Annotated in this window: 26 protein-coding genes; 12 read left to right on the plus strand and 14 right to left on the minus strand. The window is 74.6% G+C overall.

Annotated features, from left to right (window positions below; translation table 11 throughout):
- Positions 1-5: 5 nt before the first annotated feature.
- Together V6V16_RS12025 and V6V16_RS12030 are read left to right on the plus strand one after the other, a co-directional pair.
- Positions 6-1,394 (plus strand): MFS transporter, encoded by a 1,389-nt coding sequence (locus tag V6V16_RS12025; protein WP_334562068.1) that lies wholly within the window; start codon positions 6-8, stop codon positions 1,392-1,394.
- A gap of 43 nt (positions 1,395-1,437) precedes the next feature.
- Positions 1,438-2,151 (plus strand): thymidine kinase, encoded by a 714-nt coding sequence (locus tag V6V16_RS12030; RefSeq protein WP_334562069.1) that lies wholly within the window; start codon positions 1,438-1,440, stop codon positions 2,149-2,151.
- A gap of 8 nt (positions 2,152-2,159) precedes the next feature.
- Here the strand turns inward: V6V16_RS12030 and V6V16_RS12035 are convergent, their stop codons facing one another.
- Entirely contained in the window at positions 2,160-2,618 is a 459-nt protein-coding gene (locus V6V16_RS12035) for an Rv0361 family membrane protein (RefSeq protein WP_334562070.1), read from the minus strand.
- 114 nt (positions 2,619-2,732) lie between these two features.
- Here V6V16_RS12035 and V6V16_RS12040 point away from each other — a divergent pair, with 114 nt between their 5' ends.
- On the plus strand, positions 2,733-4,436 hold the full coding sequence (locus V6V16_RS12040; RefSeq protein ID WP_334562071.1) for an acyl-CoA dehydrogenase family protein: 1,704 nt from the start codon (positions 2,733-2,735) through the stop codon (positions 4,434-4,436).
- 6 nt (positions 4,437-4,442) lie between these two features.
- On the opposite strand, the gene V6V16_RS12045 is transcribed toward V6V16_RS12040, so the two are convergent.
- Both V6V16_RS12045 and V6V16_RS12050 read right to left on the minus strand, forming a co-directional pair.
- Complete coding sequence (locus tag V6V16_RS12045) at positions 4,443-5,090, minus strand: response regulator transcription factor (RefSeq protein WP_334562072.1); 648 nt, start codon at positions 5,088-5,090, stop codon at positions 4,443-4,445.
- Positions 5,087-6,043: a HAMP domain-containing sensor histidine kinase gene (locus V6V16_RS12050; protein WP_334562073.1), complete on the minus strand. Its 957-nt coding sequence runs from the start codon at positions 6,041-6,043 to the stop codon at positions 5,087-5,089. Before V6V16_RS12050 ends, V6V16_RS12045 begins: the two co-directional genes overlap by 4 nt.
- A 281-nt stretch (positions 6,044-6,324) precedes the next feature.
- Between V6V16_RS12050 and V6V16_RS12055 the strand changes: the two genes are divergently transcribed.
- Positions 6,325-6,810, plus strand: coding sequence for a cation:proton antiporter regulatory subunit (locus V6V16_RS12055; protein ID WP_334562074.1), 486 nt, complete (start codon positions 6,325-6,327; stop codon positions 6,808-6,810).
- Positions 6,811-6,858: 48 nt separating this feature from the next.
- Here V6V16_RS12055 and V6V16_RS12060 read toward each other — a convergent pair whose 3' ends face one another.
- From V6V16_RS12060 to V6V16_RS12070, 3 genes are all read right to left on the minus strand, one after another.
- Complete coding sequence (locus V6V16_RS12060) at positions 6,859-7,857, minus strand: tyrosine-type recombinase/integrase (RefSeq protein ID WP_334562075.1); 999 nt, start codon at positions 7,855-7,857, stop codon at positions 6,859-6,861.
- A gap of 183 nt (positions 7,858-8,040) precedes the next feature.
- Complete coding sequence (locus V6V16_RS12065; protein WP_334562076.1) at positions 8,041-8,472, minus strand: Hsp20/alpha crystallin family protein; 432 nt, start codon at positions 8,470-8,472, stop codon at positions 8,041-8,043.
- Positions 8,466-8,852 carry a DUF2087 domain-containing protein gene (locus tag V6V16_RS12070; protein WP_334562077.1) on the minus strand — a complete coding sequence of 129 codons (387 nt, stop codon included), beginning with the start codon at positions 8,850-8,852 and terminating at the stop codon, positions 8,466-8,468. Before V6V16_RS12070 ends, V6V16_RS12065 begins: the two co-directional genes overlap by 7 nt.
- Positions 8,853-9,040: 188 nt before the next feature.
- On the opposite strand from V6V16_RS12070, the gene V6V16_RS12075 reads away from it, so the two are divergent.
- The 3 genes from V6V16_RS12075 (at position 9,041) to V6V16_RS12085 (ending at position 12,054) form a co-directional block, all read left to right on the plus strand.
- The gene (locus tag V6V16_RS12075; protein WP_334562078.1) at positions 9,041-10,501 is read left to right on the plus strand and encodes a hypothetical protein; all 1,461 of its coding nucleotides are present in this window, start codon (positions 9,041-9,043) and stop codon (positions 10,499-10,501) included.
- Between the two features lie 41 nt (positions 10,502-10,542).
- Positions 10,543-11,019, plus strand: a complete 477-nt coding sequence (locus tag V6V16_RS12080; RefSeq protein ID WP_334562079.1) for an HNH endonuclease — start codon at positions 10,543-10,545, stop codon at positions 11,017-11,019.
- Between the two features lie 72 nt (positions 11,020-11,091).
- A complete protein-coding gene (locus tag V6V16_RS12085) occupies positions 11,092-12,054 on the plus strand; it encodes a phosphotransferase family protein (protein WP_334562080.1) in 963 nt (320 codons plus the stop codon).
- 176 nt (positions 12,055-12,230) lie between these two features.
- Here V6V16_RS12085 and V6V16_RS12090 read toward each other — a convergent pair whose 3' ends face one another.
- The gene (locus V6V16_RS12090) at positions 12,231-12,842 is read right to left on the minus strand and encodes a hypothetical protein (protein WP_334562081.1); all 612 of its coding nucleotides are present in this window, start codon (positions 12,840-12,842) and stop codon (positions 12,231-12,233) included.
- Positions 12,843-13,000: 158 nt separating this feature from the next.
- Between V6V16_RS12090 and V6V16_RS12095 the strand changes: the two genes are divergently transcribed.
- The gene (locus V6V16_RS12095; RefSeq protein ID WP_334562103.1) at positions 13,001-13,714 is read left to right on the plus strand and encodes a VOC family protein; all 714 of its coding nucleotides are present in this window, start codon (positions 13,001-13,003) and stop codon (positions 13,712-13,714) included.
- A gap of 114 nt (positions 13,715-13,828) precedes the next feature.
- On the opposite strand, the gene V6V16_RS12100 is transcribed toward V6V16_RS12095, so the two are convergent.
- On the minus strand, positions 13,829-14,275 hold the full coding sequence (locus tag V6V16_RS12100; protein WP_334562082.1) for a DUF6194 family protein: 447 nt from the start codon (positions 14,273-14,275) through the stop codon (positions 13,829-13,831).
- A 534-nt stretch (positions 14,276-14,809) separates the two neighbouring features.
- Between V6V16_RS12100 and V6V16_RS12105 the strand changes: the two genes are divergently transcribed.
- Positions 14,810-15,511: an AAA family ATPase gene (locus V6V16_RS12105; protein WP_334562083.1), complete on the plus strand. Its 702-nt coding sequence runs from the start codon at positions 14,810-14,812 to the stop codon at positions 15,509-15,511.
- Positions 15,512-15,555: 44 nt separating this feature from the next.
- Here V6V16_RS12105 and V6V16_RS12110 read toward each other — a convergent pair whose 3' ends face one another.
- Entirely contained in the window at positions 15,556-17,250 is a 1,695-nt protein-coding gene (locus tag V6V16_RS12110) for a PH domain-containing protein (RefSeq protein ID WP_334562084.1), read from the minus strand.
- Positions 17,247-17,744 carry a PH domain-containing protein gene (locus tag V6V16_RS12115; protein WP_334562085.1) on the minus strand — a complete coding sequence of 166 codons (498 nt, stop codon included), beginning with the start codon at positions 17,742-17,744 and terminating at the stop codon, positions 17,247-17,249. Before V6V16_RS12115 ends, V6V16_RS12110 begins: the two co-directional genes overlap by 4 nt.
- 127 nt (positions 17,745-17,871) lie before the next feature.
- Here V6V16_RS12115 and V6V16_RS12120 point away from each other — a divergent pair, with 127 nt between their 5' ends.
- Both V6V16_RS12120 and V6V16_RS12125 read left to right on the plus strand, forming a co-directional pair.
- Positions 17,872-19,143, plus strand: coding sequence for a sensor histidine kinase (locus tag V6V16_RS12120; RefSeq protein WP_334562086.1), 1,272 nt, complete (start codon positions 17,872-17,874; stop codon positions 19,141-19,143).
- Positions 19,140-19,814, plus strand: coding sequence for a response regulator transcription factor (locus V6V16_RS12125; protein ID WP_334562087.1), 675 nt, complete (start codon positions 19,140-19,142; stop codon positions 19,812-19,814). Before V6V16_RS12120 ends, V6V16_RS12125 begins: the two co-directional genes overlap by 4 nt.
- Before the next feature lie 40 nt (positions 19,815-19,854).
- On the opposite strand, the gene V6V16_RS12130 is transcribed toward V6V16_RS12125, so the two are convergent.
- From V6V16_RS12130 to V6V16_RS12140, 3 genes are all read right to left on the minus strand, one after another.
- The gene (locus V6V16_RS12130; RefSeq protein WP_334562088.1) at positions 19,855-20,691 is read right to left on the minus strand and encodes a nitroreductase/quinone reductase family protein; all 837 of its coding nucleotides are present in this window, start codon (positions 20,689-20,691) and stop codon (positions 19,855-19,857) included.
- A gap of 336 nt (positions 20,692-21,027) precedes the next feature.
- Entirely contained in the window at positions 21,028-21,507 is a 480-nt protein-coding gene (locus V6V16_RS12135) for a J-domain-containing protein (RefSeq protein WP_334562089.1), read from the minus strand.
- Between the two features lie 101 nt (positions 21,508-21,608).
- On the minus strand, positions 21,609-22,139 hold the full coding sequence (locus V6V16_RS12140) for a GNAT family N-acetyltransferase (RefSeq protein ID WP_334562090.1): 531 nt from the start codon (positions 22,137-22,139) through the stop codon (positions 21,609-21,611).
- Between the two features lie 135 nt (positions 22,140-22,274).
- Between V6V16_RS12140 and V6V16_RS12145 the strand changes: the two genes are divergently transcribed.
- Positions 22,275-22,925 carry a LysE family translocator gene (locus tag V6V16_RS12145; protein ID WP_334562091.1) on the plus strand — a complete coding sequence of 217 codons (651 nt, stop codon included), beginning with the start codon at positions 22,275-22,277 and terminating at the stop codon, positions 22,923-22,925.
- Positions 22,926-22,969: 44 nt separating this feature from the next.
- On the opposite strand, the gene V6V16_RS12150 is transcribed toward V6V16_RS12145, so the two are convergent.
- Positions 22,970-24,991: a beta-galactosidase gene (locus V6V16_RS12150; protein ID WP_334562092.1), complete on the minus strand. Its 2,022-nt coding sequence runs from the start codon at positions 24,989-24,991 to the stop codon at positions 22,970-22,972.
- Positions 24,992-25,067 lie beyond the last annotated feature (76 nt).

The following is a 25,067-nucleotide window of genomic DNA, read 5'->3' on the forward strand; positions in this document are numbered from 1 at the left end:
CCCCGATGGCCGAGACCGTCACCCCCGCGGTGGGCGACACGCCCGCCCCGGCGAGCACCCGCCGCGAACGCAGCGGCTGGTACTTCTACGACTGGGCGATGTCCGCCTTCTCCACCACCGTGATCACCGTGTTCCTCGGCCCGTTCCTGACCACGGTCACCAAACTCGCGGCCGGCTGCGAACTCGGTGCCGACGACTGCTCCGGCTACGTCTACCCGCTCGGTGTCAAGGTCGCCGCCGGCTCGTACTTCCCGTACCTGGTGTCGCTGTCGGTGTTCCTGACCGTGTTCGCGTTGCCGGTCGTCGGCGCGATCGCCGACCGGTCGGCGCACAAGAAGCGGCTGCTCGCCGCCGCCGCGTTCACCGGCGCCGGCGCCACCGTCGGCATGCTCTTCGTCACCGGCGACCGGTACCTGCTCGGCGGGGCCCTCTTCCTCGTCGCCAACATCGCCTTCGGCGCCGGCGTCGTGGTCTACAACTCGTTCCTGCCGCAACTGGGCGGCCCCGACGACCGCGACGGCATCTCCAGCCGCGGTTGGGCGCTGGGCTACCTGGGTGGCGGCCTGCTGCTGGCACTCAACCTGGTCGTGGTCACCCTGTTCAGCGAGGAGGGCAACGACCAGCGCACCCTCGACCTGGCGCGCTGGTCGATCGTCTCCGCCGGCGTGTGGTGGGCGCTGTTCACCCTGGTGCCGCTGCGTTGGCTGCGCGAGCGCCCCACCGCCGCCGCGCTGGCCGGCGGCAACCCGCTCACCGACGGGTTCCGGCAGCTCGGACGCACCCTGCGCGAGATCAAGGCGTACCCGCTGACGTTGTTCTTCCTGCTCGCGTTCCTGGTCTACAACGACGGCATCCAGACCGTCATCGCCCTGGCCAGCCAGTACGGCACCGAGGAGCTGAAGCTCGGGCAGACCACCCTGATCATCACCATCCTGCTGGTGCAGTTCCTCGCCTTCGGCGGCGCGCTGCTGCTGGGCGCCCTCGCCAAGCGCATCGGCGCGTGGAAGACGGTGCTGATCAGCCTGGTGCTCTGGACCGGGGTGATCCTCGGCGCGTTCCGGCTGCCGGCCGAGGCCCCGCTGCCGTTCATGATCCTGGGCGCGGCCATCGGCCTGGTGCTCGGCGGCAGCCAGGCCCTGAGCCGGTCGCTGTTCAGCCAGCTCATCCCCGCCGGCAAGGAGGGCGAGTACTACGGCTTCTACGAGATCAGCGACAAGGGCACCAGCTGGCTCGGCCCACTGGCCTTCGGCCTGGTGTTCCAGCTCACCAACTCCTACCGGGTGGGCCTGGTCTCCCTGCTGATCTTCTTCGTCGTCGGGTTCCTGCTGCTGCTGGCCGTGCCGATCCGGCGGGCCATCGTCGCCGCCGGCAACACCCCGCCCCGGGTGCTCTGAGGCGGGCCGATCGGGCGGTGTCGATCGGCTAGGCTGCCCGACCGTGACCGACCACGCCGCCGCCCCGACCTGTCTGGCGCGCCCCCCGCTGGGCCCCGACGACTCCCCCGCCGGCTGCGCCGCGGCGCGGGGCGTCGACGGGCGTCCGCTGCACGCGGCGGCGTTGAAGTTTTTCTGGGGACCGATGGACTGCGGCAAGTCCACCATGGCGTTGCAGATGAACCACAACCACTCTCGGCAGGGCCGCCGCGGCCTGGTCACCACCCGCATCGACCGCTCGCTGGGCCCGCAGGTGACCACCCGCATCGGCCTGGCCCACGAGGCCGTCGAGGTCACCGACGAGCTGGACCTGCGCGCCCTCGTGCGCGACACCTGGGCCGAGGGCGTACGCGTCGACTACCTGATCTGCGACGAGGCGTCGTTCTACAACCTGGAGCACATCGAGCAGATGGCCGAACTCGTCGACAGCTACGACGTCGACGTGTACGCGTTCGGGCTGGCCACCGACTTCCGCTCCTGCCTGTTCCCGGCCGCGCGGCGACTCTTCGAGCTGGCCGACGAGGTGGCCCGCATCCAGGTCGAGGTGCTCTGCTGGTGCGGGCGCGAAGGGCTGCTCAACGCCCGGGTCGTCGACGGGCGGGTGGTCCGCGAGGGCCTGCAGGTCGTCATCGGCGACACCCTGGACAGCGCCGAGGTGCGCTACCAGGTGCTCTGCCGGCGGCACTACCGGGCCGGCGAGCTCGGCCCCCGCGGCTAGGGGCCGGCTCAGTACGGGTCACCGCACACCCGCCAGTCCCCGTCCTCGCGCACCACCGACAGCTTCCGCTCCTCGCTGAGGCCGCTGTCGCGGGTCAGCCGCACCGTCACCGTGCCGCGCGGACGACCGCCCCGGGTCGCCACCGACACGTCGACGATCTCGTAGTCGTCGACCACCGGCGGGGTACGCACCCAGCTGGCGAACCCGATCGGGCTCCACCGCGTGCGCGCGTCGGCGCAGAGCCGGTCGTACGCGCCGTCGCTGTCGCCGGCGGCGACGGAGCGCAGGAAACCGTCGGCGCTCTCCCGCACCGGGCCGCTGGCCTGCGTGACCACCTGCACGTTCCAGGCGCCCAGCCCGGCCACCCCGACACAGCACAGCAGCACGCCCAGGCCCGCGAACACCAGCCCGGTACGCACCGGGCGGCGCCGCCGGGCCGGCCGGCTCCACGGCTGCTCAGCGCCCACCCGTCGACCGTAGAGAACCGGCGGGCCCGTCCGCAGGAAAGTCGCCCTGTCGCCCGCGGCACCGCATCGTCTACCGTCGGCGCAGACCCCTCCGACGCCGCCGGGAGACAGTCGATGACCCGATTCGTGCAGCCAATGCCGGCACCCGACGACCCGTACACCGGTGACCGGCTGCTGCGCTCGTGGCTGGAGCGGCAGCTCGGCGCGGCCGGGCACGCCGCCGCGAAGGGCCGGCTGGCTGACCTGGCCGCCGACGTGGCCGGGCCGCTGCGCGCCGCGCACGCCGACGCGGAGGCACACCCACCCACCCTGGTGCGCTACGACCCGTGGGGCGCCCGGGTGGACCGCGTCGACACCTCCGCCGGCTGGCAGGCCCAGCGCGCCGCCGCCGCCCGCCACGCCGTGGTCGCCCTGCCCTACCTGGAGTCCGCCCGCGCCACCTGGGGGGCCGCCGCGCGGGTCGTGCAGCACGCCCTGCTGCACCTGTACGGGCCGGAGTCGGCCACCTTCTCCTGCCCCGTGGCGATGGCCGACGGGGCGGCGGCGCTGCTCAGCCTCCCCGGGGTCGACCCGGACGTGCGCGACGCCTGGCTGCCCCGGCTGGTCAGCACCGACCCGGACACCGCGATCACCAGCGGGCAGTGGATGACCGAGTCGCAGGGCGGCTCCGATCTGGGCCGATCCAGCACCGTCGGCCGGCCCGCCGCCGACGGGTCGTGGCGGCTGACCGGCGAGAAGTGGTTCTGCTCGGCCGCCGACTCGGCGATGGCGGTCGCCCTGGCCCGTCCGGAGGGCGCCGGGCGGGGCAGCCGCGTGCTCGCCCCGTTCCTGGTGCCCCGCTACGCCGCCGACTCGCCCCTGGCCGGCGGGGCCGCCCCGCACGCGCCCGCCCCCGGGGTGCGGCTGCACCGGCTCAAGGACAAGCTCGGCACCCGCGCGCTGCCGACCGCCGAGATCGGGCTGCGCGACGCGTACGCGCTGCCGCTGGGCGATCCGGCCGTGCCGGGGCTGGCCCGGGCGATGACCCTGGTCGTGGTGACCCGGGTGCACAACGCCGCCGCGGCGGCCGGCGGGATGCGCCGCGGCCTGGCCTACGCCCGCGCGTACGCCACCGCCCGGCACGTGGCCGGCGGAGCGCTGGCGGACGATCCGCTGCACCGGGCCACCCTCGGCGCCCTGGCCGTCGACGCCGCCGGCGCGTTCGCCCTGGCCGGGCACGCCTTCGCGCTGCTGGGCCGCATCGAGGTCGGCGCCGACCCGGGCGCCGTGGCCGAGCTGCGCGTGGTGGCGCCGCTGGCCAAGCTCGCCACCGGCCGGCTCGCGGTGGCCTGCGCCAGCGAGTACGTGGAGAGCTTCGGCGGGGCCGGCTACGTCGAGGACACCGGCGTGCCCCGGCTGCTGCGCGACGCGCAGGTGCTGCCGATCTGGGAGGGCACCACCAACGTGCTCGCCCTCGACGTGCTGCGCGCCGTCACCCGGGAGGACGCCGGCGCGCCGCTGCTGCGCCGTCTGGGTGCCGCCGCCGACCTGGCCCGGCCGCTGTCACCCACGCTGGCCGACACGCTCGCCGCCGTGACCGGGGAGTTGCGGGCCGCCCTGGCGGAGGTCACCGCCGAGCCGGGGGCCGCCGCGCTCGTCGCCGGCGCGCGCGGGCTGGCGCTGCGGATGGCGCATGCGCTGACCGCCGCGCTGCTGGTGGAGCACGCCGCGTGGGGCGACGAGCAGGCGGAGCTGGCGGCCCGGCTGTGGGCGCGCCGGTGGCTGCGGCACGAGGAGATCGCTGTCGAGGCGCACCACCACCTGGACGTGCTCTGCTGAGCCCCGTCAGGCCTCGATCAGGCCGGCGCGGATGGCGTAGCGGGTCAGCTCCAGCCGGTCCTTGAGGCCGAGCTTCTGCAACAGGTTCGCCCGGTGCCGTTCGACTGTCTTGACGCTGATGAAGAGCAGCCGGGCGATCTCCTTGGAGGAGTGTCCCTCGGCGACGAGCTTGAGGATCTCCTCCTCGCGTTCGGTGATGGCCCTGGCCGGCGGGCTCTCGCCGCGCGCGGCGCGTTGCAGGTAGGTGCGGACGACGGCGTTGAGGGCACCGGGATACAGGAACGGCTCGTCGCGTACGGCGGCGCGGCAGGCCTCCACCAGGTCGCGGTCGGCGACGGACTTGAGCACGTACCCGTTGGCGCCGACCTTGAGGGCCTCGAAGAAGTACTGCTCGTTGTCGTACATGGTGAGGATGAGGATGCGCAGGCCCGGCAGTTGCCGCGACAGCTCCCGGGCCGCCTGCAGGCCGGTCAGCCGCGGCATGGCGATGTCGAGGATCGCCAGGTCGGGGCGCTCGCTGAGGGCCAGGGCGATGGCCTGCGCGCCGTCGCCGGCCTCGGCCACCACCGTCAGGTCCGGTTCGCCGTCGAGGATGAGGCGTACGCCCCGGCGCACCAGTGCGTGGTCGTCGGCGAGCAGGATGCGGGTGGTCACGGCCGTCCCTCCGGTTCGTCGACGGGTACCCGCAGCCGCACCTCGGTGCCGCCCCGCGGGCCTGCCGTCACGTTCAACTGGGCGCCGATGAGCAGGGCCCGCTCCCGCATGCCGCGGATGCCGGCGCCCTCGGCGGCGTCGCCGACGCCCCGGCCGTCGTCGCGGATCCGCAACCGCACGTGGCCCGCCTCGCGGGCCAGGGACAGCTCGACGCCGGTCGCCCCCGCGTGCCGGACCGTGTTGGTCAAGGCCTCCTGGGCGACCCGGTAGATCACCAGTTCGGCCTCGCCGTCGAGGGCCGGCAGGTCGGCGCCGAGGTGCTGGCGCACGGTCAGGTCGGTGTGCCCGGTGACCTCCGCGGTGAGCGCCTTGAGGGCACTGGTCAGGCCGAGTTCCTCCAGTACGCCGGGGCGTAGCCGGCGCGCGATGCGGCGGATCTCGTCGAGGCTGTCGCGGGTGGTCTCCTGCACCTGCACCAGCTGCACGCGCACCGCCTCGGGCGCGTGCCGGGCGACCTGCCCGAGTTCGAGCAGGACGGCGGTCAGCGTCTGACCGACCTCGTCGTGCAGTTCCTGGGCGATGCGGCGCCGCTCGGCCTCCTGCGCGGACAGGGCACTGGCGGCGCTGGTGGCCCGTTCCGCCTCCAGCCGGTCGATCATGGCGTTGAACGCGCGGATCAGGTCGGCGATGTCGGCCTGCCCGGCCGGGACCGGGCGCGGCTCGGGCTGCAACAGGTCGATGGTGGTCATGGCCCGGGTCAGCCGGTGCAGCGGCGCCAGCCCGACGCGCAGCAGCGCGGCGTTGGCGACCAGCATGGCGGCCAGGCCCACGGTCAGGACGACGGCCTCGGTGAGCAGCACCGGGGTGGAGACGGTGACCGGGCCGAGCAGCAGCAGCGTGGCGGCGACGAGCACGGCGGCGTTGAGCAGGAAGATGCGCCAGAACAGCGACACGACACCACCTCCCTCTCCCGACCGGGGGCGCGTCGCGCTCCCCGCCGACGCAGGCACCCGGCGCCGCCGTCCTCGTCGTGGTCAGCCTGCCGGCCGGGGCAGGCGCGGTGAATCCGTGCCCGCACCCATCTTCCACCCGGCGCCGGAGAATGGGTGTCAGCCCCGATGCCGTCGTACGCCGGACGACCGACGATTGCGACGAGGCCCGCGACCGGCGCCGCCGCGGACCTCCTCCGGCGAAGCCGGCCGCCCCACGCCGCGCCACAGGACAGGAGGCAATGATGCAGATCGAACGTGTGCCGCTGCCCGGAATCGGCGTCGGTTACACCCTGCACACCGGCGAGGGCCAGGCGCTCGGGGTCGTCTGCCACCGCGGCGGGCGACGCGACCTCGTCGTCTACGCGCCCGGCGACCCGGACACGGTCGAGCGCTCCCTGACCCTCACCGAGACGGAGGCGCAGGAGGTGGCCGAGCTGCTGCATCCCGTCGCCACCATCGACCACGTCGCCCACCTGGAGCGGCACTCCGAGTCGATCAGCGTCGCCGAACTGCCGGTCACGGCCGCCTCGCCGTACGACGGCCACCCGCTGGCCGAGGTCGTCGCGCGTGTCCAGGGAGTGAGCGTCATCGCCGTCGTGCGCGACGGACGGACGAGCACGGCGCCGGGGCTGGGGTTCGTCCTGGCCCACGGCGACGTGCTGGTCGTCGCCGGCGCCCCGGGAAGCATCGGCGCGCTGAGCCGGGTGCTCGTGCTGGCGCAGCCGTAGGCCGCCGCCCGCCTGCCTTCCCGGCGGGACGCTGGCGGTGGGCGGCGGTCAGCCGCGGCGGCGGGCGCGGGCCGCCCAGACCGCGTACGCGGGGTCACGGTCGAGGTTGTGCCGGTCGCGGTCGTAGCGCCGGGTGGTGCGCGGGTCGGCGTGACCCATCGCGTCCTGCACGTCCTCCAGGGGGACGCCCTCGGCGCGGGCGGTGGTGGCGAACGCGTGCCGCAGGGAGTGCGGTGACAGTCTCGCCCAGGCCGCGATGCCCGCGTCGCGGGCCAGCCTGCGCACGAGCCGGAACACCGCGTGCCGGTCCAGCCGGGCCCCGGTGGCGGTGACCAGCAGCGGGCCGGTCAGGTCGGGCACCGCCACGCCGAGCGCGGCGGCCCGCTGGGCCAGGTAGGCGTCGACCGCGTACGCGGTGCCGGGGGTCAGGGCGCGGCGTCGGGGCTTGCCGCCCTTGCCGACGAAGCGCACGCTGCGGTGGCCCCGCTCGGCGCCCAGGTCGCTCAGGTCGAGCGAGACCAGCTCCCCCACGCGCAGCCCGAGGTCGGCCAGCAGCGCGATCGCGGCCCGGTTGCGGGCGGCGGTGGGCCCGGTGTCGGCCTCGGCGGCGGCGAGCAGCGCGTCGACCTCCTCGGGGGTGAGCCCCACGGTGGCGGAGTGGTCCCGGTCGATGCGGGGCCGGTCGGCGCCGGACACCGGGTTGGCCTCGACCGCCCGCAGCTTGACCAGGAAGTCGTACCAGCTGGACAGGGCGGAGAGCCGGCGGGCGACGGTGGCCGGGGTGAGCGGTTTGCCGCTGCGCGCGCCCAGCGTGCTCTCCAACTCCCGGGCGTACTCGTTGACGTGCAGGAAGTTCGCGCGCAGGGGGTCCAGCTCGTGCGCGGCGCACCAGGCGAGCCAGCCGGCGACGTCCCGCCGGTACGCGTCGCGGGTGTGCTCGGACAGCCGCCGGTTGCGCAGCCAGGCCTCGGTGAAGTCGGTGGGCCCGCCGGGCAGGGCGGGCGGGGACGCCGGGCGGGTACGCACCGGCGCGTTCGACGACAGCATGTGAAAAAGGTTCCCAGAGTCGGGTGGGAAAAGGGCGGAGGCGCGCCCTACCCGATCGCCTCGCCTCGCCTCGCCTGCCGGGCGGGCGGGCGGCACCGGCGCCGGCGATCGGGGCGGGTGCGGGCCGCGGACGCGCGTCGGGGCGGGCGGCCGTCGTCGGCCGTCCCGCCCCGAGATGCCGGTTCAGGCGTTGATCTCCCGGCGGCCGTTGCCGCCCGCGGCGGCGGTGATGGTGACCCGGCGGGGCTTGGCCCGCTCCGCCACCGGGATGCGCAGGGTCAGCACGCCGTTGTCGTAGCCGGCCTCGAGCTTGTCGGTGTCGAGGGTGTCGCCGAGGAAGAGTCGCCGGGTGAATGTGCCCATCGGACGCTCGGCGGCGACGAGTTCGACGTTCTCGCCGCTGGCCCGGCGGCGCTCGGCGCGTACGGTCAACACGTTGCGCTCGACGGTGCAGTCGATGCTGTCCGGGTCCACGCCCGGCAGGTCGAACGCCGCGTAGAACCAGTCGCCGTCACGGTAGGCGTCCAGCGGCATGACCGCGGGGCGCGCGGCGGTGCCGAAGAACTGCTCGGTGATCCGGTCGATCTCACGGAACGGGTCGGTACGCATCAGCATGGTCGTGCCTCCTCGGTTCTCCTGGCCGAAGGTTCCAAGTTGAGTCTGACTGACTCAACTTCTGCTTCCGTTTTAGCGCGCCACGCACGCGTCGTCAAGCCGGGACCGCGAACGTGTCGACGGTGCGGCGAGGGCGGGGTCAGTCGCCGACGCGCCAGTACACGCCCCGCTCCCGGGCCAGCAACGACTCGTCGACGAGGTAGCGCCACGTGGTCGCAGCCGCCGGCCTCGCACCGGCCCCGCAGCACCTCGTCCACCGCCCGCTCCGGATAGCGCACCCCCGGCTCGAAGGACCTCGCCAGGTGGGCCAGCACGATCGCCGCGAAGACCCGCCGCCGTACGTCGTCGGCGAGCGCGCCCGCCAGCACCTGTGCTGTCATGCCACCCTGCCAGCCGGCCGGCGCGCGACGCACGTCATTTCGGGCCGCCGACCGACCAGCCGCGCCGCAGCCGGAGGGCGCGGCCCGAATCCGACCCCTGCCGGTTCTGCGCGCCGGCGCCGGGTGCGGCAGAGTGGCACCGACGACCGAGGGGCGGCCGGACGGCCGGCGGCGAAGGGACGGTGCTCGTGGAGGGTCCGACCGGGGTGGTGTTCCCGAAGACCGACGGGGCACGCAGCACGTCCGCGCTCGGGCGCGCGGTCGTCGCCGACGCCCTGCGTGCCGTGGACCCGGTCGGCGCGCGTGCGGTCGAGCACGAGACGAACTGGCGGCACGGATACCTCGGGCACTTCCGGCGGCTCGTCGAGGCCGGACTGCTCTCCCGCGAGGCCGCGGTGACGATCGCCCGCGACGGGCTCGCCGCCCTGCACTCCCGGATGAGCGTGCTGCGCGCCGACGGCACCGAGACCCGCCTCGGCGACGTGTTCGCCGTCGGCACGGACGTCGAGCCGCTGCACACCGCGACGGTGGCGGGCACCGGCGAGGTCGAACGCGAGCTGTCCGTGCCGTACCGGGGCCGGCGGCTGCGCGGCGACGACCTGCGCCGCCGGCTCGACGCGTGGGTCGCCGCCGGCGTCGTCGAGCCGTCCTGCGCGGAGGCCGTACGCGCCGTGCTGGCCAACCCCGACTGGCTCGACCTGCGCGACCAGCGCGTCGTGGTGCTCGGCGCGGGCGCGGAGATGGGGCCGCTGCCCTCCGTGCTGCGCTGGGGCGGCGACGTCGTCGCGGTCGACCTTCCCCGGCCGGACATCTGGCGGCGCCTGCTGCACACGACGCGCCGCTGCGGCGGCCGACTCCACCTGCCCGTGCCGGCCGACACCGCACCCGACGACGGCGCGCTGGCCGCCCGCGCGGGCGCCGACCTGCTGCACAACCTCCCGCAGGTGGCCGACTGGCTGCTCGGCCTCGACGGCCGGCTCGTGCTGGGCAACTACGTCTACGCCGACGGCGCGACCAACGTCCGGGTCGCCACGGCCGTCGACGCGCTCACCTTGCGGCTGCGCGAGCAGCGCGACAACACGGCGCTGGCGTTCCTGGCCACCCCCACCGACGTCTTCGCCGTGCCCGGCGACGCCGTACGCCACGCCGAGCGGGGCTACGCCGCCCGCGGCGTCCTGCGGCGGTCGCTGCGGGTGGCCTCCGGCGGCAGGCTCCTGCACCGCAACTACCCGCCGGGGGCGGACCCCGGCGTCAACGACAGCCTGGTGCCGCAGCAGGGCCCCAACTACGCGCTGGCGAAGCGGTTGCAGCGGTGGCGGGCGACGGTCGCCCGGGAGGCCGGGGCGACGGTGTCGTTCACGGTCGCCCCGCCCACCCGTACCCGCTCGGTGCTGCGCAACCGGGCCCTGGCCGCCGCGTACGCCGGCGCGCACCGCTTCGGCATCGAGGTGTTCGACCCGGCCACCAGCAACACGCTCATGGCCGCGCTGCTGGTGCACGACCTGCGTGCCGGCCGGCCGGCCCTGCCGCACCCGTGGCAGGACGAGGCGTACGGCGCGGCACACGGCGGGCTGTGGCGCGTCCCGTACGCCCCGCGCAGCGCCCTGGGCCTCGCGGTGCTGCTCGGCCTCGGCGGCGCGCGGACCTGACGCTCCGTGCCGGTGCCCCGCCGGTTCACTACCCTGACCGGGTGCTGTCACAGGTCAAAGGGTTGTCCCGGCACTTCACCGAGGAGACCCTGCGCGCCCACCTGCTCGACCGTTCCACCCGCCTCGCCAGCGGCTGCCTCGTCGTGCGCGGCTACGGCGACCGGCGCGGCGTGCACCAGAAGCTCGCCGGGCGGGCCTGGGCGCACATCGCGGCCTTCGTCGTCTTCGTCGGCGGCTACGACCCCGACCTCGACGTCCACCACTCGTGCGGGGTGCCGGACTGCATCGAGCCGAGCCACCTGCGCCAGGTCAGCCGCGCCGAGACCTGCCGCGGCCGGACACCGCACGCCACCTGCCGCAACGGCCACGACCGCGAACTCGACCCCGGCACGGGCCGCTACCGGCGGGCATGCCGCGTCTGCAACCGCGAGGCGCAGCGGCGATGGCGCGAACGCCGGGCGGCGGAGGTCGCCGAGGCCCGGGCCGGCTACGGCCGCCAGGCCGCACAGCAGCGGTGACCGACCGGCGCGGCGCACACGGCGGGGCGGCAGACCGCGCGCCTGCCGCCCCGCCGATGATGAGGTGGCACGGTGACCATCCACGATGACGAGGCTTCCGTCCCGCCGTCGACACTGGCCTGGGTGGGTCGGCACCTGGAGCCCGGCGAACGAATCGTCGGCATCGAGGTGCTGCGCGGCGGCATCACCGCCCGGATGCGGAGGATGACCGTCGGCAGGCCCGACGGCGGCACCCGCGCCCTGGTGCTGCGCAGCTTCGTCGACCCGTCGTACTTGGGACACGCCGAGGACTGGCTGAACCGGGAAGCCGACGCCCTGTCCCTGCTCGCGCGGACCAGCGTGCCGGCTCCTGGACTGGTCGCGTTCGATCCGACCGCCGCGCACTGCGAGTATCCGTCGCTCCTGATGACGCATCTGGCAGGCCGCAGCGTCCTGCACGACGAGGGCGCGCAGACGCGCGTCCTCCTGCTGGCCCGTCAGCTCGTGGCGATCCACGCGGTGCGCCCCGCCGAGCGGCCCCGACAGTACGTGACCCTGACGACCGCCGACACCGTGGTGACTCCGAAGGGCGCCGACGCGGCGGCCTGGGCCGCGGCGATCGACGTGATCCGCCGGCCCGCACCGCCCTGCGCGGGGCGGTTCCTGCACCGGGACTTCCAACCGGGCAACGTGCTGTTCGACGTGGCGTCCCCCGCGTCGGCAGGGGCCCGGATCACCGGGGTCGTCGACTGGGCGGGTACCTCCTGGGGCCCGGCGGATCTCGATGTGGCGCACTGCGCCACCAATCTCGCGCTGCTGCACGGCCCGGCCTGGGGCCCGCGGTTCACGCAGGCGTACGAGGAGGCCGGCGGGGAGCTGGCCGCGGCCGCGAGCGAGCGGCTGTACTGGCATGTGCGCGACGCGCTGGCGTGCTCCGAGGAAGTGCGGGCGGTGGCGCGGCCATGGCGCGAGGCGGGCAGGACGGACCTGACGACGCGAGTCGTCGAGCAGCGACTGGTCGCCTATGTCGCCGCCCTGATGGACGCGTCCGGCTGAACCGGAGCAGACCCGGCGTCCGGTCTGCGCCGATCACTCACCCGACTGCGGTGCGACGGGCGCTGAGGGGCGCCTTCGCGCCCGATTGCACCAACCTGATTCGTTATGCACACTAACTGTCATTATGATGTGTGGTCTTTATGCCCGTTTCGTCCGCGCAGGTTAGTAGATTTTCATTACCGATAATCCGTTAATATCTTCGCAGACTGCACGTAGGCACGGTCGCTGCCTTTCTCGGTGACCAGGCGGGGCGAAACCCCCATGTCGAGGTCGGGCACGTCGAGGCCGAGGGTCTCCTCGGTGCGGGCGCAGGTTTCGTAGAGCATTCGCCACAGCACCGCTCGCGCAGCGGGTTGCGGCTCGTCGGTGAACAGCCGCTCCACCCCGATCCCGGGACGGCCTCGTCCCGGGATCGGGGTGACCTTGCGGCGTTCCGGGCGCCGGCCGGGGTCGGTCGTCAGCCGGTCCTGACGGCGGCAGTAGGCGGTGAACGAGGTGAGCGCGGACAGGCGCCTGTCCCAGGTGTTCGCGGCCCGCTCGTCCCAACGGGTCATCGTCTGCTCGTAGAGCTCTGGGGTGAGCGCGGCGATCGGCAGCTGGTCGGCGACGGTCTCGCGCAGCCGGCGCAGGGTCTCGCTGCAGGTGGCGCGGGTGCCGGGTCGTCGCGGAACCGGTCGAGGAATGCGCCCTGGCGACCACGAGAGCCACCGGCGCCGAGCGGCCGGCAGCGGGATCACGGACACCGCGGCGCGGTGATGACGTTCGGCAGGGGGCAAAGGTTGGATCATCAGCCCTGCGGTCGGTAGGCATTCTTCGGAGGTGAGTGTCGGTAGAGGTCGCTGGTGGACCAGCGCAGCTTGCGCTGCATCAGCCGTTCAGTCGTCTGTGGCTGACGATCGGCCATTTCCATGTGCGTGTGCCCATACGCAACGGCTACGAAGTACGGGTGACCAACGAGGTAACCGTTCCCCTGCTGCCCTGCGCGTCTATCGACGACATCGTCGCCTTTTACGAGGTGCTCGGTTTCCACACCACTTACCAGCAGCGCAAGCCCAACCCGGCCGTGGGGTTGCAACGTGAGGATCTACATCTGCAGTTCTTCGAGATCGCGGGGTTCGATCCGGCACAGTCCTACGGTTCGTGTCTCGTGCTGACCTCGGACACGGGGCAGCTGTACCGGGCTTTCGCGGCGGGAATGCGTGCCGCGTACGGCAAGGTGTTGGTCTCCGGGACGCCGCGGATGACCCGGCCCCGGGCGCGGAAGAACGCCGACGGGCTGAGCGGCTTCAGCGTCATCGATCCAGGCGGCAACTGGATCCGTGTCTTCCAGAACGCCCCGGCCTCCCCCGCGCCGGCACCGACCGGGCGGCTGGGCAAGGCGATGGCGAACGCCGTCGTGCAGTCCGACTCCAGAGGGGACGCCCGACAGGCGGCGCGGATTCTTGACAGTGCATTGGCCCATCCCGAGGCAGATGACGACCCGGTCACGTTGGTGGAGGTGCTCGTCTACCGCGCTGAGGTAGCGATGGCTTTGAACGATCCGGCCACGGCGGCCGAGATGCTGGCCCGCGTTGACCGTGTCGCGTTGAGCGCGGACGAAGCCACACGGGCTGCTGCTGCGTATGAGGCCGCCACCGACCTTGCGGCAGCGCTGTCCTAGCCGCATTCGGTTGACACCGCGCCCCGGCTGAGACCTTGAGCCAGGGGTCAGCCGCCGATGGCAGTCTGCGCGCATCAGGTTCGTCGAGCCAGCCGACACCCGAGCCGGGACAGCTCAGGACGATGCCCGCCGGTTCCGGTGGTTGAGGTGCCTGCGGACGGCGAATTCGTACGCCTCGGCCAGCAGTTGCCGCACGGTGCCCAGGGTCGCCTCGCCGGGATTCACGACACACACCCAGTGCTGCCCCGCGTAGACCGGATGCGGCAGCAGGACGTCCGCCGCCGTGTGGTCCACGTCGGCATCCGACCCGCCGCGTCCCGGCAACAGCGCGGCGTACGCGGCACGGGGCAGGCCGATGTTGAGCCGCCAGGCCCCCGGCCGGCTCAGCGCCGAGGCGTCGTCGTAGTGGTCGCCGGTCACGAGCGTCGCGAACGGCAGCTGCCGCTCGGCGGGCAGGTCCCGGTCGGGGTCGTAGACGAAGAAGGTGTCCCCGTTGGCCTCCGGGGCGCTCACCCCGGCGAACGTCGCACAGATGTACCGCTTCATTTCCCCAACATCCATGCCTCAATTTTTTCATTGAAACGCTTATTGAGGGCTAAGCCCCTTTTTCGACCGGTTTACGGCCGGGAACCCTCAACCGCGGGTGGAAGCCGGCCGACGGCGACGAGAGGCCCTCGCCGGTCTCCCACCCCCGGCGCGGTCGCGGCGGCGCCCACCGCCGGCGCACCCGGGGGTGTTGGTAAGAACCGCGACACCAGGGGCCAGAAGACCTCGCCCTCAACGCCGAAGACACCGACGACGACCTGGAGCCGCTGAGCCGATCGGCAAAGGCAAGACCGGACGGTCACTGATCGCGGCAGCGGTCGACGACCGTGCTGGCGTCGTTGGCTATGGTGACCGCATGGGTTGCTTCGCCGCCATGAACATCCGCGCCGCCGCTTAGCGGCGGTATCGCGGTTGCCGAGAACCGCGGCCTCACTGCCTGCCCCGCCGGGGTCAGTGCCAGGCGTACCGCCGGATCAGTGTCCCGCCGGCAGTCAACCCGCGTGTCTCCCTGTGCTGCCGGATCGCCCTGCATGCTCCGGGGAGCAATCCATGTCGCAGCAGTTCCCTCCACCGCACCAAGATTCTTTCCCTCGCGCGTCCGAGGCATTCCTTGCCGGCACCGACAAGCTGGCCGCAGCCACCGCGAATGCGAGGCCGAACCATGACGTGCGGCGCCAACCCGCCAAGCTTCTCCTGATGGTCGGGCTCCCCGGCGCCGGAAAAACCACCCGGGCCGAAGAACTCGCCGCGGCGCACCGCGCGCTGCGGCTGACCCCCGACGAGTGGATGATCTCCCTGTTCGACGGGCCGCAGCCCGAGGGCAAGCGCGACTTGCTGGAAGGACGGCTCATCGCACTAGCCCTGCAGGCGCTGCGCCTGGGCACCGACGTCGTGCTCGACTTCGGGCTCTGGAGCCGCGACGAACGGTCGGCACTGCGCTGGCTGGCAACATCGGCCGGGGCAGCCTGCCGGGTCATCTACCTGCCCATCGACACCGATGTCCAACGTGCCCGGATCGCACACCGCCAGGCAACCGCAGCGCACACGACATTTCCGATGAGCGAGGCGGACATCGACACATGGCGGAAGCAGTTCCAGGCACCAGATGCCGCCGAACTCGGCGGCGGCGACATCCCCGGCCCGCCACCGGGGTGGCTGGGCTGGCCGGAGTGGGCCGCGGACCGATGGCCTTCGCTTGCACACGGCAATGCCTCCGAGGCGCGGGGGCGAAATCGGCCAGCGGCCGGGTAGACGGATCCGTCCGGCAGCGGCACATAGGTCCGGCCTCGGCGGAGTCAGCGTGCCGCTCCCGGCGTCGCGCCCTTTTCAACCCGTTCACGTCCGGGAACCCTCGACTGCGGGTCGAAGCCGGCCGACGGCGACGAGAGGCCCCCGCCGGTCTCCCGCCCGGGCGCGGTCGCGGCAACGCCCACCGCCGACGGACCAGGCCTCGGCGAATCGACGACGAAGGGGGCGAGCAGGCCGGGCAGGACCCGCTCGGCCAGGCCGGTCACGTCGTCGGCGGCGACGTCGATCGCCGCGTACCGGCCGTGCCCGGCCGCGGTGGCGGCGGCGAGGGTGGCCAGCCCGAGCCGGCGTTGCCACACGCTCTGGCGCACCCGCCAGCCGACCACCGCCCCGCCCCGCAGGGCCGCCGTCGCCCGACTCACCAGGCCCGAGCGGACCACGAGGTGCCCACCGGAGACCGCGTGCCCCAGCGACCGGTACGCCACCCCGGCCGCGAGCAGCGCCGGCGGCGCCAACGCGACGCCGCCCAGCCAGAGGCGGGAGGAGCCCAGGGCGTCGCCCGACACGGCCAGCACACCGGTGGCCGACACCACGGTCAGCACCGCCCAGCCGACGCGACGGCGCAGCGCCGCCCGGGGATGGCGACGCAGCGGCGCGGCGAACGGACTCGGGTCGGCCTCCAGCACCGCCGCCGCGACCGCGCGGGCCACCCGCACCGGACCACGCGGCAGGATCGTCGTCGCGGGCGTCATGCTCCACACCTTCAGGCCGGTGGTGATGACGTTCGTGTCCGCCGTGCCCATCCACCGCCACAGCACCGGCTCGGCGATCTCCACACCGCGCAGCCGGTCGTCGTCCCGGTCGACCTCGCGGGTCTTGAACAACCCGTGCGTCGTACGCAGCACGGTGCCCGCCGGCGTGCGCACCCGCAGCAGCCGGAAGTCCCAGTACTCGGCGACGAACGCGACGGCCATGCCGAGCACGCCGAGCGCCCCGGCGGCGGCGACCCCCAGCACGACGGTGCGGCCCGCGCCCAACGAGCGCCAGTCCACCAGCCCCGCGACAGTGCCGGCGGCGTCCAGCCCGAACGACTGGGCCGTCCAGTAGGCGCCCCAGAGCAGACCGGCCGCCATCACGAACGCCCACCAGTTGACGACGTTGTGCACGACCCACGACCAACGGATCCGGGCGAGGACCGAGGCGGAGTCACCGGCGGCCACCTGTCCGCCGTCGTGCCTCGTGGGACCCGCGTCCGCCGCGACGGCACCGACCGTCGCGCTCGCCTCGTCGGGCACGCCGCGCAGGAGCTCCCGGCGCAGCCGCCCGGCCGTCTCGACGGTCACGGCGTCGAGCCGCACCACCGCCTGCCCGCCGCCGGACAGGCCGGCCCCGACGGTCACCACCCGCAGCCCGGCCAGCCGGTGGCGCAGCAACGCCGTCGCCTCGACGCTTCGGATCCGCTCCCGCCGCACCGACCGGTGCGTGCGGAACAGCAGACCGGTGCGCATCTCCACCCGCTCCTCGGTGACCCGGTAGCGCGTCTTCGACCAGCGCAGCAGGTCCCGCGCCGCACCGGTGACGCCGACGACCGCGACGGTGAGCACCGGCCACAGCGTCGCCGACCCGGGCTCGACCCCGAACACCGTCACCGCCAGCCCGACCGGGGCGAGGGAGAGCAGGCTGCGCGCCGCGTCGACCCACACCACGCGCGAGTCGAGGCGGCGCCAGGGCACGCCGCTCACGTCGCGTCCCCGGGGGTCCGCCGCACCAGCTCGGTGAGCTGCCCCGCGGTGCGGGCCGCCACGTCGGCGTCCAGCCCGACCAGGCGCATCGCCCCGTGTGCCGACGCCGTCGTCACGGTCACCGTGGCCAGCCCGAACAGCTGCTGCACCGGGCCGCGCACCCGGTCCACGGTCTGGATCCGCGACATCGGGGCGACCTGCCACTCCCGGACGAACCAGCCCGAGGTCGCGTACACCGCCTCCGCCGTGCTCTCCCACCGGTGCACCGCGTACCGCCAGGACGGCACCACCGCCGCGTGCCCGGCGGCGAGCACCGCGACCGCGACCAGCAGCGGCCCCGACCAGGTCCGGGCCGACTCGAACACCGCGTACGCCACGGCGAGACCGGCCAGCGGCGGGACGGCTCCCAGCAGCGACCGGACCGTCCAGTAACCGATCGCCCGCCGCGCCACCCGGTGGCGCGGCGGGCGCAACTGCACCGTCGATTCGCTCATCGCCTCATCGTGCGCGGCCCGCCGGGGCCCGCACCGCCGCCATCGGGCCAGAGAGCTGGCCGGGTGGCCAGAACCCGTGGCCGATCGGCACGGGCCCGGGCGTTCCCGGCCTGCCTAGGCTGACGGCATGAGCCCGCCCCCGCGCGGCAACGGCCGCACCTCCCCGCACTGGCTGCTGCCCGGCGAACTCGCCGCCGCCGCCGCGCGCGGGCGCGCACCTCGCACCCTGCGCGACTGGCTGGTCGACGGGCTGCTGTTCGGTGCGTCGGTGCTGGTCGGGCTGTCGGTGTGGGACGGCTACCCGCCCTTCTACGCCGACGCGGTACCGGCCTGGATGCTGACGGTCGACCCCTGGGTCGGCGCCGCCTCCTGCCTGGCCCTGTGGTGGCGGCGCCGGTTCCCGATGGCCCTGGCCGTCGCCCTGGTGCCGGCGCTGGTGGTCTCGGGCACGTCGGTGGGCGCCACGATGGTGGCCGTGCTGACGGTCGCGGTGAGCCGGGACTGGCTGCCCGCCTCCCTGGTCACCGCCGCCTACCTGGCCCCGGCCGTGACCTTCGGTGCGCTGCACCCGACGCCGGGGGCGAGCGCCGGCCTGTCGGTCGTGACCGTCGCGATGATGTACCTGGTGCCGCTCGGCTGGGGCATGGCCACGCGGGCCCGCCGTCAGCTCATCGCCACCCTGCGCCGCGACGCCGAACGGGAGCGGGAGGAACACCGCCGCCGCCTCACCGACGCCCGGCGCGGGGAGCGCGCGCGCATCGCCCGGGAGATGCACGACGTGCTGGCGCACCGCATCTCGTTGCTGTCGGTGCACGCGGGCGGCCTGGCGTACCGCACCGCGCAGGCCGACGCCGGCGTCGGCCGGCCGCTGGACGCCGCCGAGATCGGCCAGGCCGTCGAGGTGATCCGGGAGGCGGCCGTGCGGGCGCTCGACGAACTGGGCGAGGTGCTCGCGGTGCTGCGTACCAGCACCGGCGACGACGAGCAGGAGCGGGTCGCGCCGCAGCCCCGGCTCAGCGACGTTCCCCGGCTGGTCGCCGAGGCCCGCGCCGCGGGGCAGCGGGTGAGCTTCGAGATGGTCTGCGCGCCGGGCGCGGCCGAGTCGCTGCGCCCGGCCACCCAGCGCACCGTCTACCGGACGGTGCAGGAAGGGCTGACCAACGCCCGCAAGCACGCTCCGGGCGCGCAGGTCGCCGTGCGTGTCGACGCCGCGCCGGAGGTGGGCGTCGTCGCGACGGTGGTCAACCCCCTGTCGGGTACGCCGGCCGGTGGGCTCCCCGGCACCGGGGAGGGGCTGGCCGGGCTCGCCGAGCGGGTCGCGCTCGACGGCGGCACCATCGAGCACGGCGTCGCCGAGGGGTCGTTCCGGCTGACCGCCCGGCTATCCTGGCCGACGTGACGTCGGGTGCGATCCGTGTCCTGCTCGTCGACGACGACGCGCTGGTCCGCACCGGGCTGCGCCTGATGTTGGGCGGCGCCCCGCGGCTCGAGGTGGTCGGCGAGGCCGCCGACGGCGCGGACGTCGCCGACGCGGTCGCCCGGCTGCGGCCCGACGTGGTGCTGATGGACGTCCGGATGCCCCTGCTCGACGGCATCGCCGCGACCCGGAACATCACCAGCCACGCCGGGCACCGCCCCGCCGTGATCGTGCTGACCACCTTCGACGCCGATGCCACGGTCGTCGAGGCGTTGCGGGCCGGGGCGGCCGGATTCCTGGTCAAGCACACGCCGCCGGAGCGGATCGTGGACGCCGTGCACCGCGCCGCGGCCGGGGAGCCCGTGCTCTCCCCCACGGTCGCGCGTGCCCTGATGGACCGGGTCGCCGCGGGCGCCGACGCGCCGGTCGACGCGCGGCGGCGCCGCGCCCGGGAGCGCTTCGCCCTGCTCACCGAGCGGGAACGGCAGGTCGCGCGGGCGGTCGCGGCGGGCCTGTCCAACGCGGAGATCGCCGGCCGGTTGTTCATGTCGGTGGGCAGCGTCAAGGCGCACATCTCCAGCGCGCTGACCCGACTCGACATGACCAACCGGATCCAGCTGGCGCTGCTGGCCCACGACGCCGACGACGAGTGAGGCGGCACCGCCCCCCGGCCCGGTGCCGCGTCGTGCGCCGCTACCTGCCGTCGGTGCCGTCGAGGACGGGGATGAGCTGCTCCTCCTCGTACGTCAGGTGCGCCTCCAGTTCGGTGGTGAGCAGCTCGACCTCCCGGCGGGCCTCGGCGGCGTCGGCGTCGGGGTCGCCGACCACCCGCTGGAGGCGCTCGACGAGCGCCGCGATGCGGCGGTGTTCCTCGCGCAGCCGTCGCAGGGTCTCGGCGAGGTCGGGGCGCTGCCCGGCCAGCCCGGCGAACATGCCGTCGTCCTCGTTGCGGTGGTGGTGGTGCAGGCCGTGGCAGAAGGTCAGGCAGTTCACCCGCAGCTGCGCGCCCAGGCCCGGGCCGGAGCGGGCGACCTCGTCGCGGATCAGCGCCAGTTCCCGGCGGAACGCGTCGTGGATCAGCTTGAGCGCCGCGCCCCAGGAGGCGGCCTCCGGCGGCCCGCCCGCCACCTGGTGCAACGCCACCACGGGAATCACCCGCGACGTCTTCTCCTGGTACGCGCCCCACCCCGGGTCGGCCTCCACGGCCCGGGCGAAGATCTCGTCGCGTTCCGCGCCGGTCAGCACGACCGCGCGCGCCTGGTAGGTGAAGACCCCGTCCTCCACCGTGGCGTGCGGGTCGGCGAGCAGGTTGTGGTACCAGTCGGGGTGCCTCGGGCCGCCCCCGGCGGAGGCGATGACGAGGATGCGTTCGCCGTCCGGCAGGTAGCCGACGGGGGTGGTGTGCGGGGCGCCGGAGCGGGCCCCGACGGTGGTGAGCAGGATCAGTCGGGACCCCTCGAACGGTCCGCCGACCCGGCCGGAGTTGGCGCGGAACTCGTCGATGATCTGCTGGTTGAAGTCGTTGGGCAAGGCGCTGCTCTCTGTTCGGGCAGGAAGGGTGCGGCCACGGTGGGTCGCCCGCCCGGCGACCGGTGGCGGCGAGGATGCGGGACGCGCCGGCGCGCGGGCCGGCGGGACGGTGCGAGGAGCGCGGGGAGCCGCGACGCGGTGGACGGTGACGTCGACACCGAGGATGGGTGGGGCACGGCGGGCCGCGGGCCCGCCCCCGGCTCACCTGATGGCCGGGTGCCCTGTCCGCTCGTGGCCCATGGCCGACCCGGCAGTCACGGAAATGACCCTAGCGCCGGCGGCGGGCGGCGGGCAAGCACCCCCCGGTGGGTCGCTGCGGGCGGGGCCCGGCGGGGGCTAGCGGGCCCGGCGGCGCCAGGGCGGTCGCCAGCCCCGCCGAGGCGAACGGGATGGGGCTGGCGACGTGGCCGGCGGCACCGCCCGGGCTACGGCGGCCCGCCGCTCGTCCTGCCAGCGGCGTACGACGGCGTCGACGTCGACCAGGCGCACCGCGACCCGCGGGCCGGTGGGGGTGCGCAGCCAGGAGAGGATCTGCGCGTTGAGGTCGGCCACGAACGCGCGTACGGAGTGCTCGGTCGGCAGGTCGCGCACCTCGTCGGGCACCCGTTCGATGCGGCGGCGCAGTTGCAGCGGGGTCGGCAGCAGCAGGTCGGCGGGGAGCTTCTCCCGTTCCAGGAAGCTCTTGATCCACCACGACTCGTCGTAGGGCTGGCCGCGCCCCGGCAGGGGCTTGCCCATGCCGGGCAGGTTGTCGAACTCGCCCTGCTCCTGGGCGGTGCGGATCCGCGCCTCCACCGTCGCTTCCCAGCTGTCCACCCGCCGTCACCTCCCCGAGCCCTCACGGTAACGCGCGCGCCCGTGGCCGACCGCCCGCGACAAGCACAGCGCCAGCGCCGGGGCGGATGTTCCCGGGCGGGTCAGGCCCAGCGGGCGTGCCGGTGGCCGTCGCGGGGAAACGGCGGCCGGGCCGGCAGCACCTCCTGGAACGCGTAGCCGGCCTTCACCGCCACCCGGCAGGACGCCGGGTTGTCGACCTGGTGCAGCAGGTCCAGCCGCCGCAGGGCGGGAAACCGGGCGAAGGCCCAGCCGGTGAGCGCGACCAGGGCGTGCGGGGCGACCCCCCTGCCCCGGGCGGGCGCGGCGGTCCAGTAGCCGACCTCGGCGTCCTCGCCGTCCTCGGTGACGTGCTTGAGGATCACCTGCGCCACCGGCGTGCCGCCGTCCGGTCCGGGCTCGACGACGGCGAAGCTGAAGCGGTGCCCGTCGTCCCAGTCCCGGCGGGCCGCGGCGACGAACCGGCGCGCCTCGGCGGTCGTGGTCACCGGCGCCCGGGTCCAGCGGCGCAGCACCGGGTCCCGGTAGGCGGCCACCAGGGCGTCGACGTCGTCGTCGTGCCAGGGCCGCAGCAGCAGTTCCGGCAGGGTCGCGGTGGCTGGGGCGTACAGCATCGGCACAGTCTGCCCGCCGACGCGCCGGCGGTGGGGGCGGGCGGACCGGGCGCGACGGGCGGTCCGCCGCAACGGGGCGGCGGCCGGGCCGGGCGGGGCGTAGGGTCGGCCCGGGCCGGGCGGAACGGGGGCGGCATGGTCGGTACGGGTGCGCTGGTGGGCATCGGGTTGGTGGCGCTGGGGATGGTGCTGACCCCCGGCCCGAACATGGTCTACCTGGTGTCCCGGTCGGTGACCCAGGGCCGGCGGGCCGGGCTGGTGTCGCTGCTCGGCGTCGCCGCCGGTTTCGGCGTGTACCTGGCCGCCGCGGTGGCCGGCATCGCCACGGTGTTCGTGCTGGTGCCGGCCCTCTACACGGCGGTGAAGCTGGCCGGCGCGGCCTACCTGCTCTGGCTGGCCTGGCAGGCGCTGCGCCCGGGCGGTCAGTCGCCGTTCGCCCCGGCGCCGCTGCCGCCGGACCCGGCCCGGCGGCTGTTCACCATGGGGTTGGTCACCAACCTGCTGAACCCGAAGATCGCGATCCTCTACGTTTCGCTGCTGCCGCAGTTCGTCGACCCGGCGCGCGGTCACGTGGCGACGCAGAGCCTGCTGCTGGGGCTGACCCAGATCGTCGTGGCGCTGACGGTGAACGCGCTGATCGTGCTCGGCGCGGGCGCGCTCGCCGGCTTCTTCGCCCGCCGTCCGCTCTGGCTGCGGGTGCAGCGACTGGTGATGGGCACGGTGCTGGCGGGCCTGGCGGTTCGCATCGCCGCCGACCGGTCCCGCGCCGCCGTCGCCCTGCCCTGACCCCGGCACACGCCCCGGGGATGCGCCCGGGCCCGCGCGGCGGGTCAGTGGTCGGCGGCGGCCTCGCGGAGCACGGCGGCGCCCCCGGCGGGCAGGTGCACCTCCGGGTCGATCGTCGCGCCGGTGAGCAGGTCCACCCCGGCGGCCGGGACCCGCTGCGGCCGGTCGGTGTGGTTGAGCAGGAACAGCCAGCTCGTTCCGGCGCCGCGTCGGCGCACCGCCTCGACGCCGGCCGGGGCGCCGGGGCAGACGGGCGCCGCGCCGGCCGAGCGCGCCGCGTCCGTCAGCAGCCGGCGGTAGGTGGCGTCGTCCGGGCGGGTGGACAGGTACCAGGCCGTGCCGGCGCCGAAACGGTGGCGGGTCACCGCCGGCAGCCCGTCGAGCACGCCCCCGGCGTACGAGGTCACGGCCGTCGCGCCGGCGAGGCGTACCGTCTCGGCCCAGAGGTGGCCGGTGCCGCCGGCGCGCAGTGGCAGGGTCTCGTCCTCGGCGAGCGGGTGGAACTCCTCCACCCGGACGCCCAGCACGTCGCGCAACGCGCCGGGGTGACCGCCGAGGCGGACGCGGGCGTGTTCGTCGGCGACCCCGCTGAGCCAGGTGACCAGGAGGTGACCGCCCCGGTGGACGTGGCGGCGCGCCCACTCGGCGGTGGCGTCGGAGGCCAGGTAGAGGGCGGGCAGCACCAGCAGCCGGTACCCGTCGAGGGGGTCCCCGGGCGGCACCACGTCGCAGCCGAACCCGGCCCGCCACAGCGCCCGGTGCGCCGCGTGGACCTCGTCGCGGTAACTCAGCCGCGGCGACGGCATTCCCGGGTGGTCCAGGGCCCAGCCGCTGGCCGCGTCCCAGGCGATGGCGACCTCGGCCTCGACCGCCGCGCCGGCCACCTCCGAGAGCCGCTCCATGGCCGCGCCGAGGGCGACGGCCTCGCGGAACACGCGGGTGTCGGGGCCGGCGTGCGGCACCAGGGCGGAGTGGAAGCGCTCCGCCCCGCCCGCCGGGGCCCGCCACTGGAAGAACATCACGCCCCGCGAGCCGCGGGCGACGTGGGAGAGGCTGTGCCGGGCCATCCGGCCGGGTTCCTTGGCGTGCATCCGCCCGGCGGTGTGGATCTGGCCGGGCGCGCTCTCCATGAGCAGCCACGGCGCCGCCCGCTCGGCGTGGCCGGTGCGCCGTCGGGCGCCGTGGCGGGCCCAGCCGCGGGCGAGGTCGGCGGCGAGCGCGGTCTGCTCCTCGGCGCCGCCGTCGCTCGCGTCCGGGTAGTGGTCGATCGCCACCACGTCGACCTCGGCGGCCCAGCGGGCGTGGTCGACCGGCACCCAGTCGCCGAGGACGTAGTTGGTGGTGACCGGGACCGCCGGGGCGGCCGCGCGCAGCAGGTCGCGCTGCTCGACGTACGCGGCGAGCAGGGTGTCGGACCAGAAACGGCGGAAGTCCAGCAGGTGCCCGGGGTTGGCCAGGTACTGGGTGGCGCGGGGGGTGTCGACCTGCGCCCAGTCGGTGTAGTGCTGACTCCAGAAGCTGGTCGCCCACGCGGCGTTGAGGGTGTCGAGATCGCCGTACCGGGATGCCAGCCAGCGCCGGAACGCCCGCCCGGTGTGCGCGCAGTGGCAGGTGGTGCCGTACTCGTTGTGCACGTGCCACAGCGCGACGCCCGGGTGGTGGGCGTACCGGTCGGCGAGCGCGGCGGCGACGCGCCGGGCGGCGGCGCGGTAGGCGGGCGCGGCGGCGCAGTAGGTGTCCCGGCTGCCATGGTGCAGGCGGACGCCGTCGGCGGTCACCGGCAGGGAGTCGGGGTGGGCCAGCGAGAACCACGGCGGGGGCGACGCCGTGGGGGTGGCCAGCGCGACCCGGATGTCGTTGTCGTGCAGCAGGTCGAGCACCCGGTCCAGCCAGTCGAAGGTGTACCGGCCGGGTGCCGGTTCGAGTCGTGACCAGGCGAACACCCCGACGGTGACCAGGTTGACCCGGGCGCGGCGCATGAGGGCGACGTCCTCGCGCCACACCTCGGCCGGCCACTGTTCCGGGTTGTAGTCGCCGCCGTAGCGCAGGCCACCGTCGCCCCACATGCCGCACCACCATTTGTTGAGGAAGTGTCCAAAGTATTGAGGACATTTGCGCCTGTCAACGCCGGGAGTGCGGCGG

This window comes from Micromonospora sp. CPCC 205561, from assembly GCF_036906775.1.
Lineage (GTDB): Bacteria > Actinomycetota > Actinomycetes > Mycobacteriales > Micromonosporaceae > Micromonospora.

Excerpts from the sequence above, each read along its gene's own strand:
- V6V16_RS12100 (WP_334562082.1), bottom strand. The coding sequence starts at position 14,275 with ATGGATGTTGGGGAAATGAAGCGGTACATCTGTGCGACGTTCGCCGGG.
- V6V16_RS12105 (WP_334562083.1), top strand. The coding sequence starts at position 14,810 with ATGTCGCAGCAGTTCCCTCCACCGCACCAAGATTCTTTCCCTCGCGCG.
- V6V16_RS12040 (WP_334562071.1), top strand. The coding sequence starts at position 2,733 with ATGACCCGATTCGTGCAGCCAATGCCGGCACCCGACGACCCGTACACC.
- V6V16_RS12070 (WP_334562077.1), bottom strand. The coding sequence starts at position 8,852 with ATGACAGCACAGGTGCTGGCGGGCGCGCTCGCCGACGACGTACGGCGG.
- V6V16_RS12115 (WP_334562085.1), bottom strand. The coding sequence starts at position 17,744 with ATGAGCGAATCGACGGTGCAGTTGCGCCCGCCGCGCCACCGGGTGGCG.
- V6V16_RS12060 (WP_334562075.1), bottom strand. The coding sequence starts at position 7,857 with ATGCTGTCGTCGAACGCGCCGGTGCGTACCCGCCCGGCGTCCCCGCCC.
- V6V16_RS12145 (WP_334562091.1), top strand. The coding sequence starts at position 22,275 with ATGGTCGGTACGGGTGCGCTGGTGGGCATCGGGTTGGTGGCGCTGGGG.
- V6V16_RS12150 (WP_334562092.1), bottom strand. The coding sequence starts at position 24,991 with ATGTGGGGCGACGGTGGCCTGCGCTACGGCGGCGACTACAACCCGGAA.
- V6V16_RS12055 (WP_334562074.1), top strand. The coding sequence starts at position 6,325 with ATGCAGATCGAACGTGTGCCGCTGCCCGGAATCGGCGTCGGTTACACC.
- V6V16_RS12025 (WP_334562068.1), top strand. The coding sequence starts at position 6 with ATGGCCGAGACCGTCACCCCCGCGGTGGGCGACACGCCCGCCCCGGCG.
- V6V16_RS12065 (WP_334562076.1), bottom strand. The coding sequence starts at position 8,472 with ATGCTGATGCGTACCGACCCGTTCCGTGAGATCGACCGGATCACCGAG.
- V6V16_RS12140 (WP_334562090.1), bottom strand. The coding sequence starts at position 22,139 with ATGCTGTACGCCCCAGCCACCGCGACCCTGCCGGAACTGCTGCTGCGG.
- V6V16_RS12090 (WP_334562081.1), bottom strand. The coding sequence starts at position 12,842 with ATGATCCAACCTTTGCCCCCTGCCGAACGTCATCACCGCGCCGCGGTG.
- V6V16_RS12120 (WP_334562086.1), top strand. The coding sequence starts at position 17,872 with ATGAGCCCGCCCCCGCGCGGCAACGGCCGCACCTCCCCGCACTGGCTG.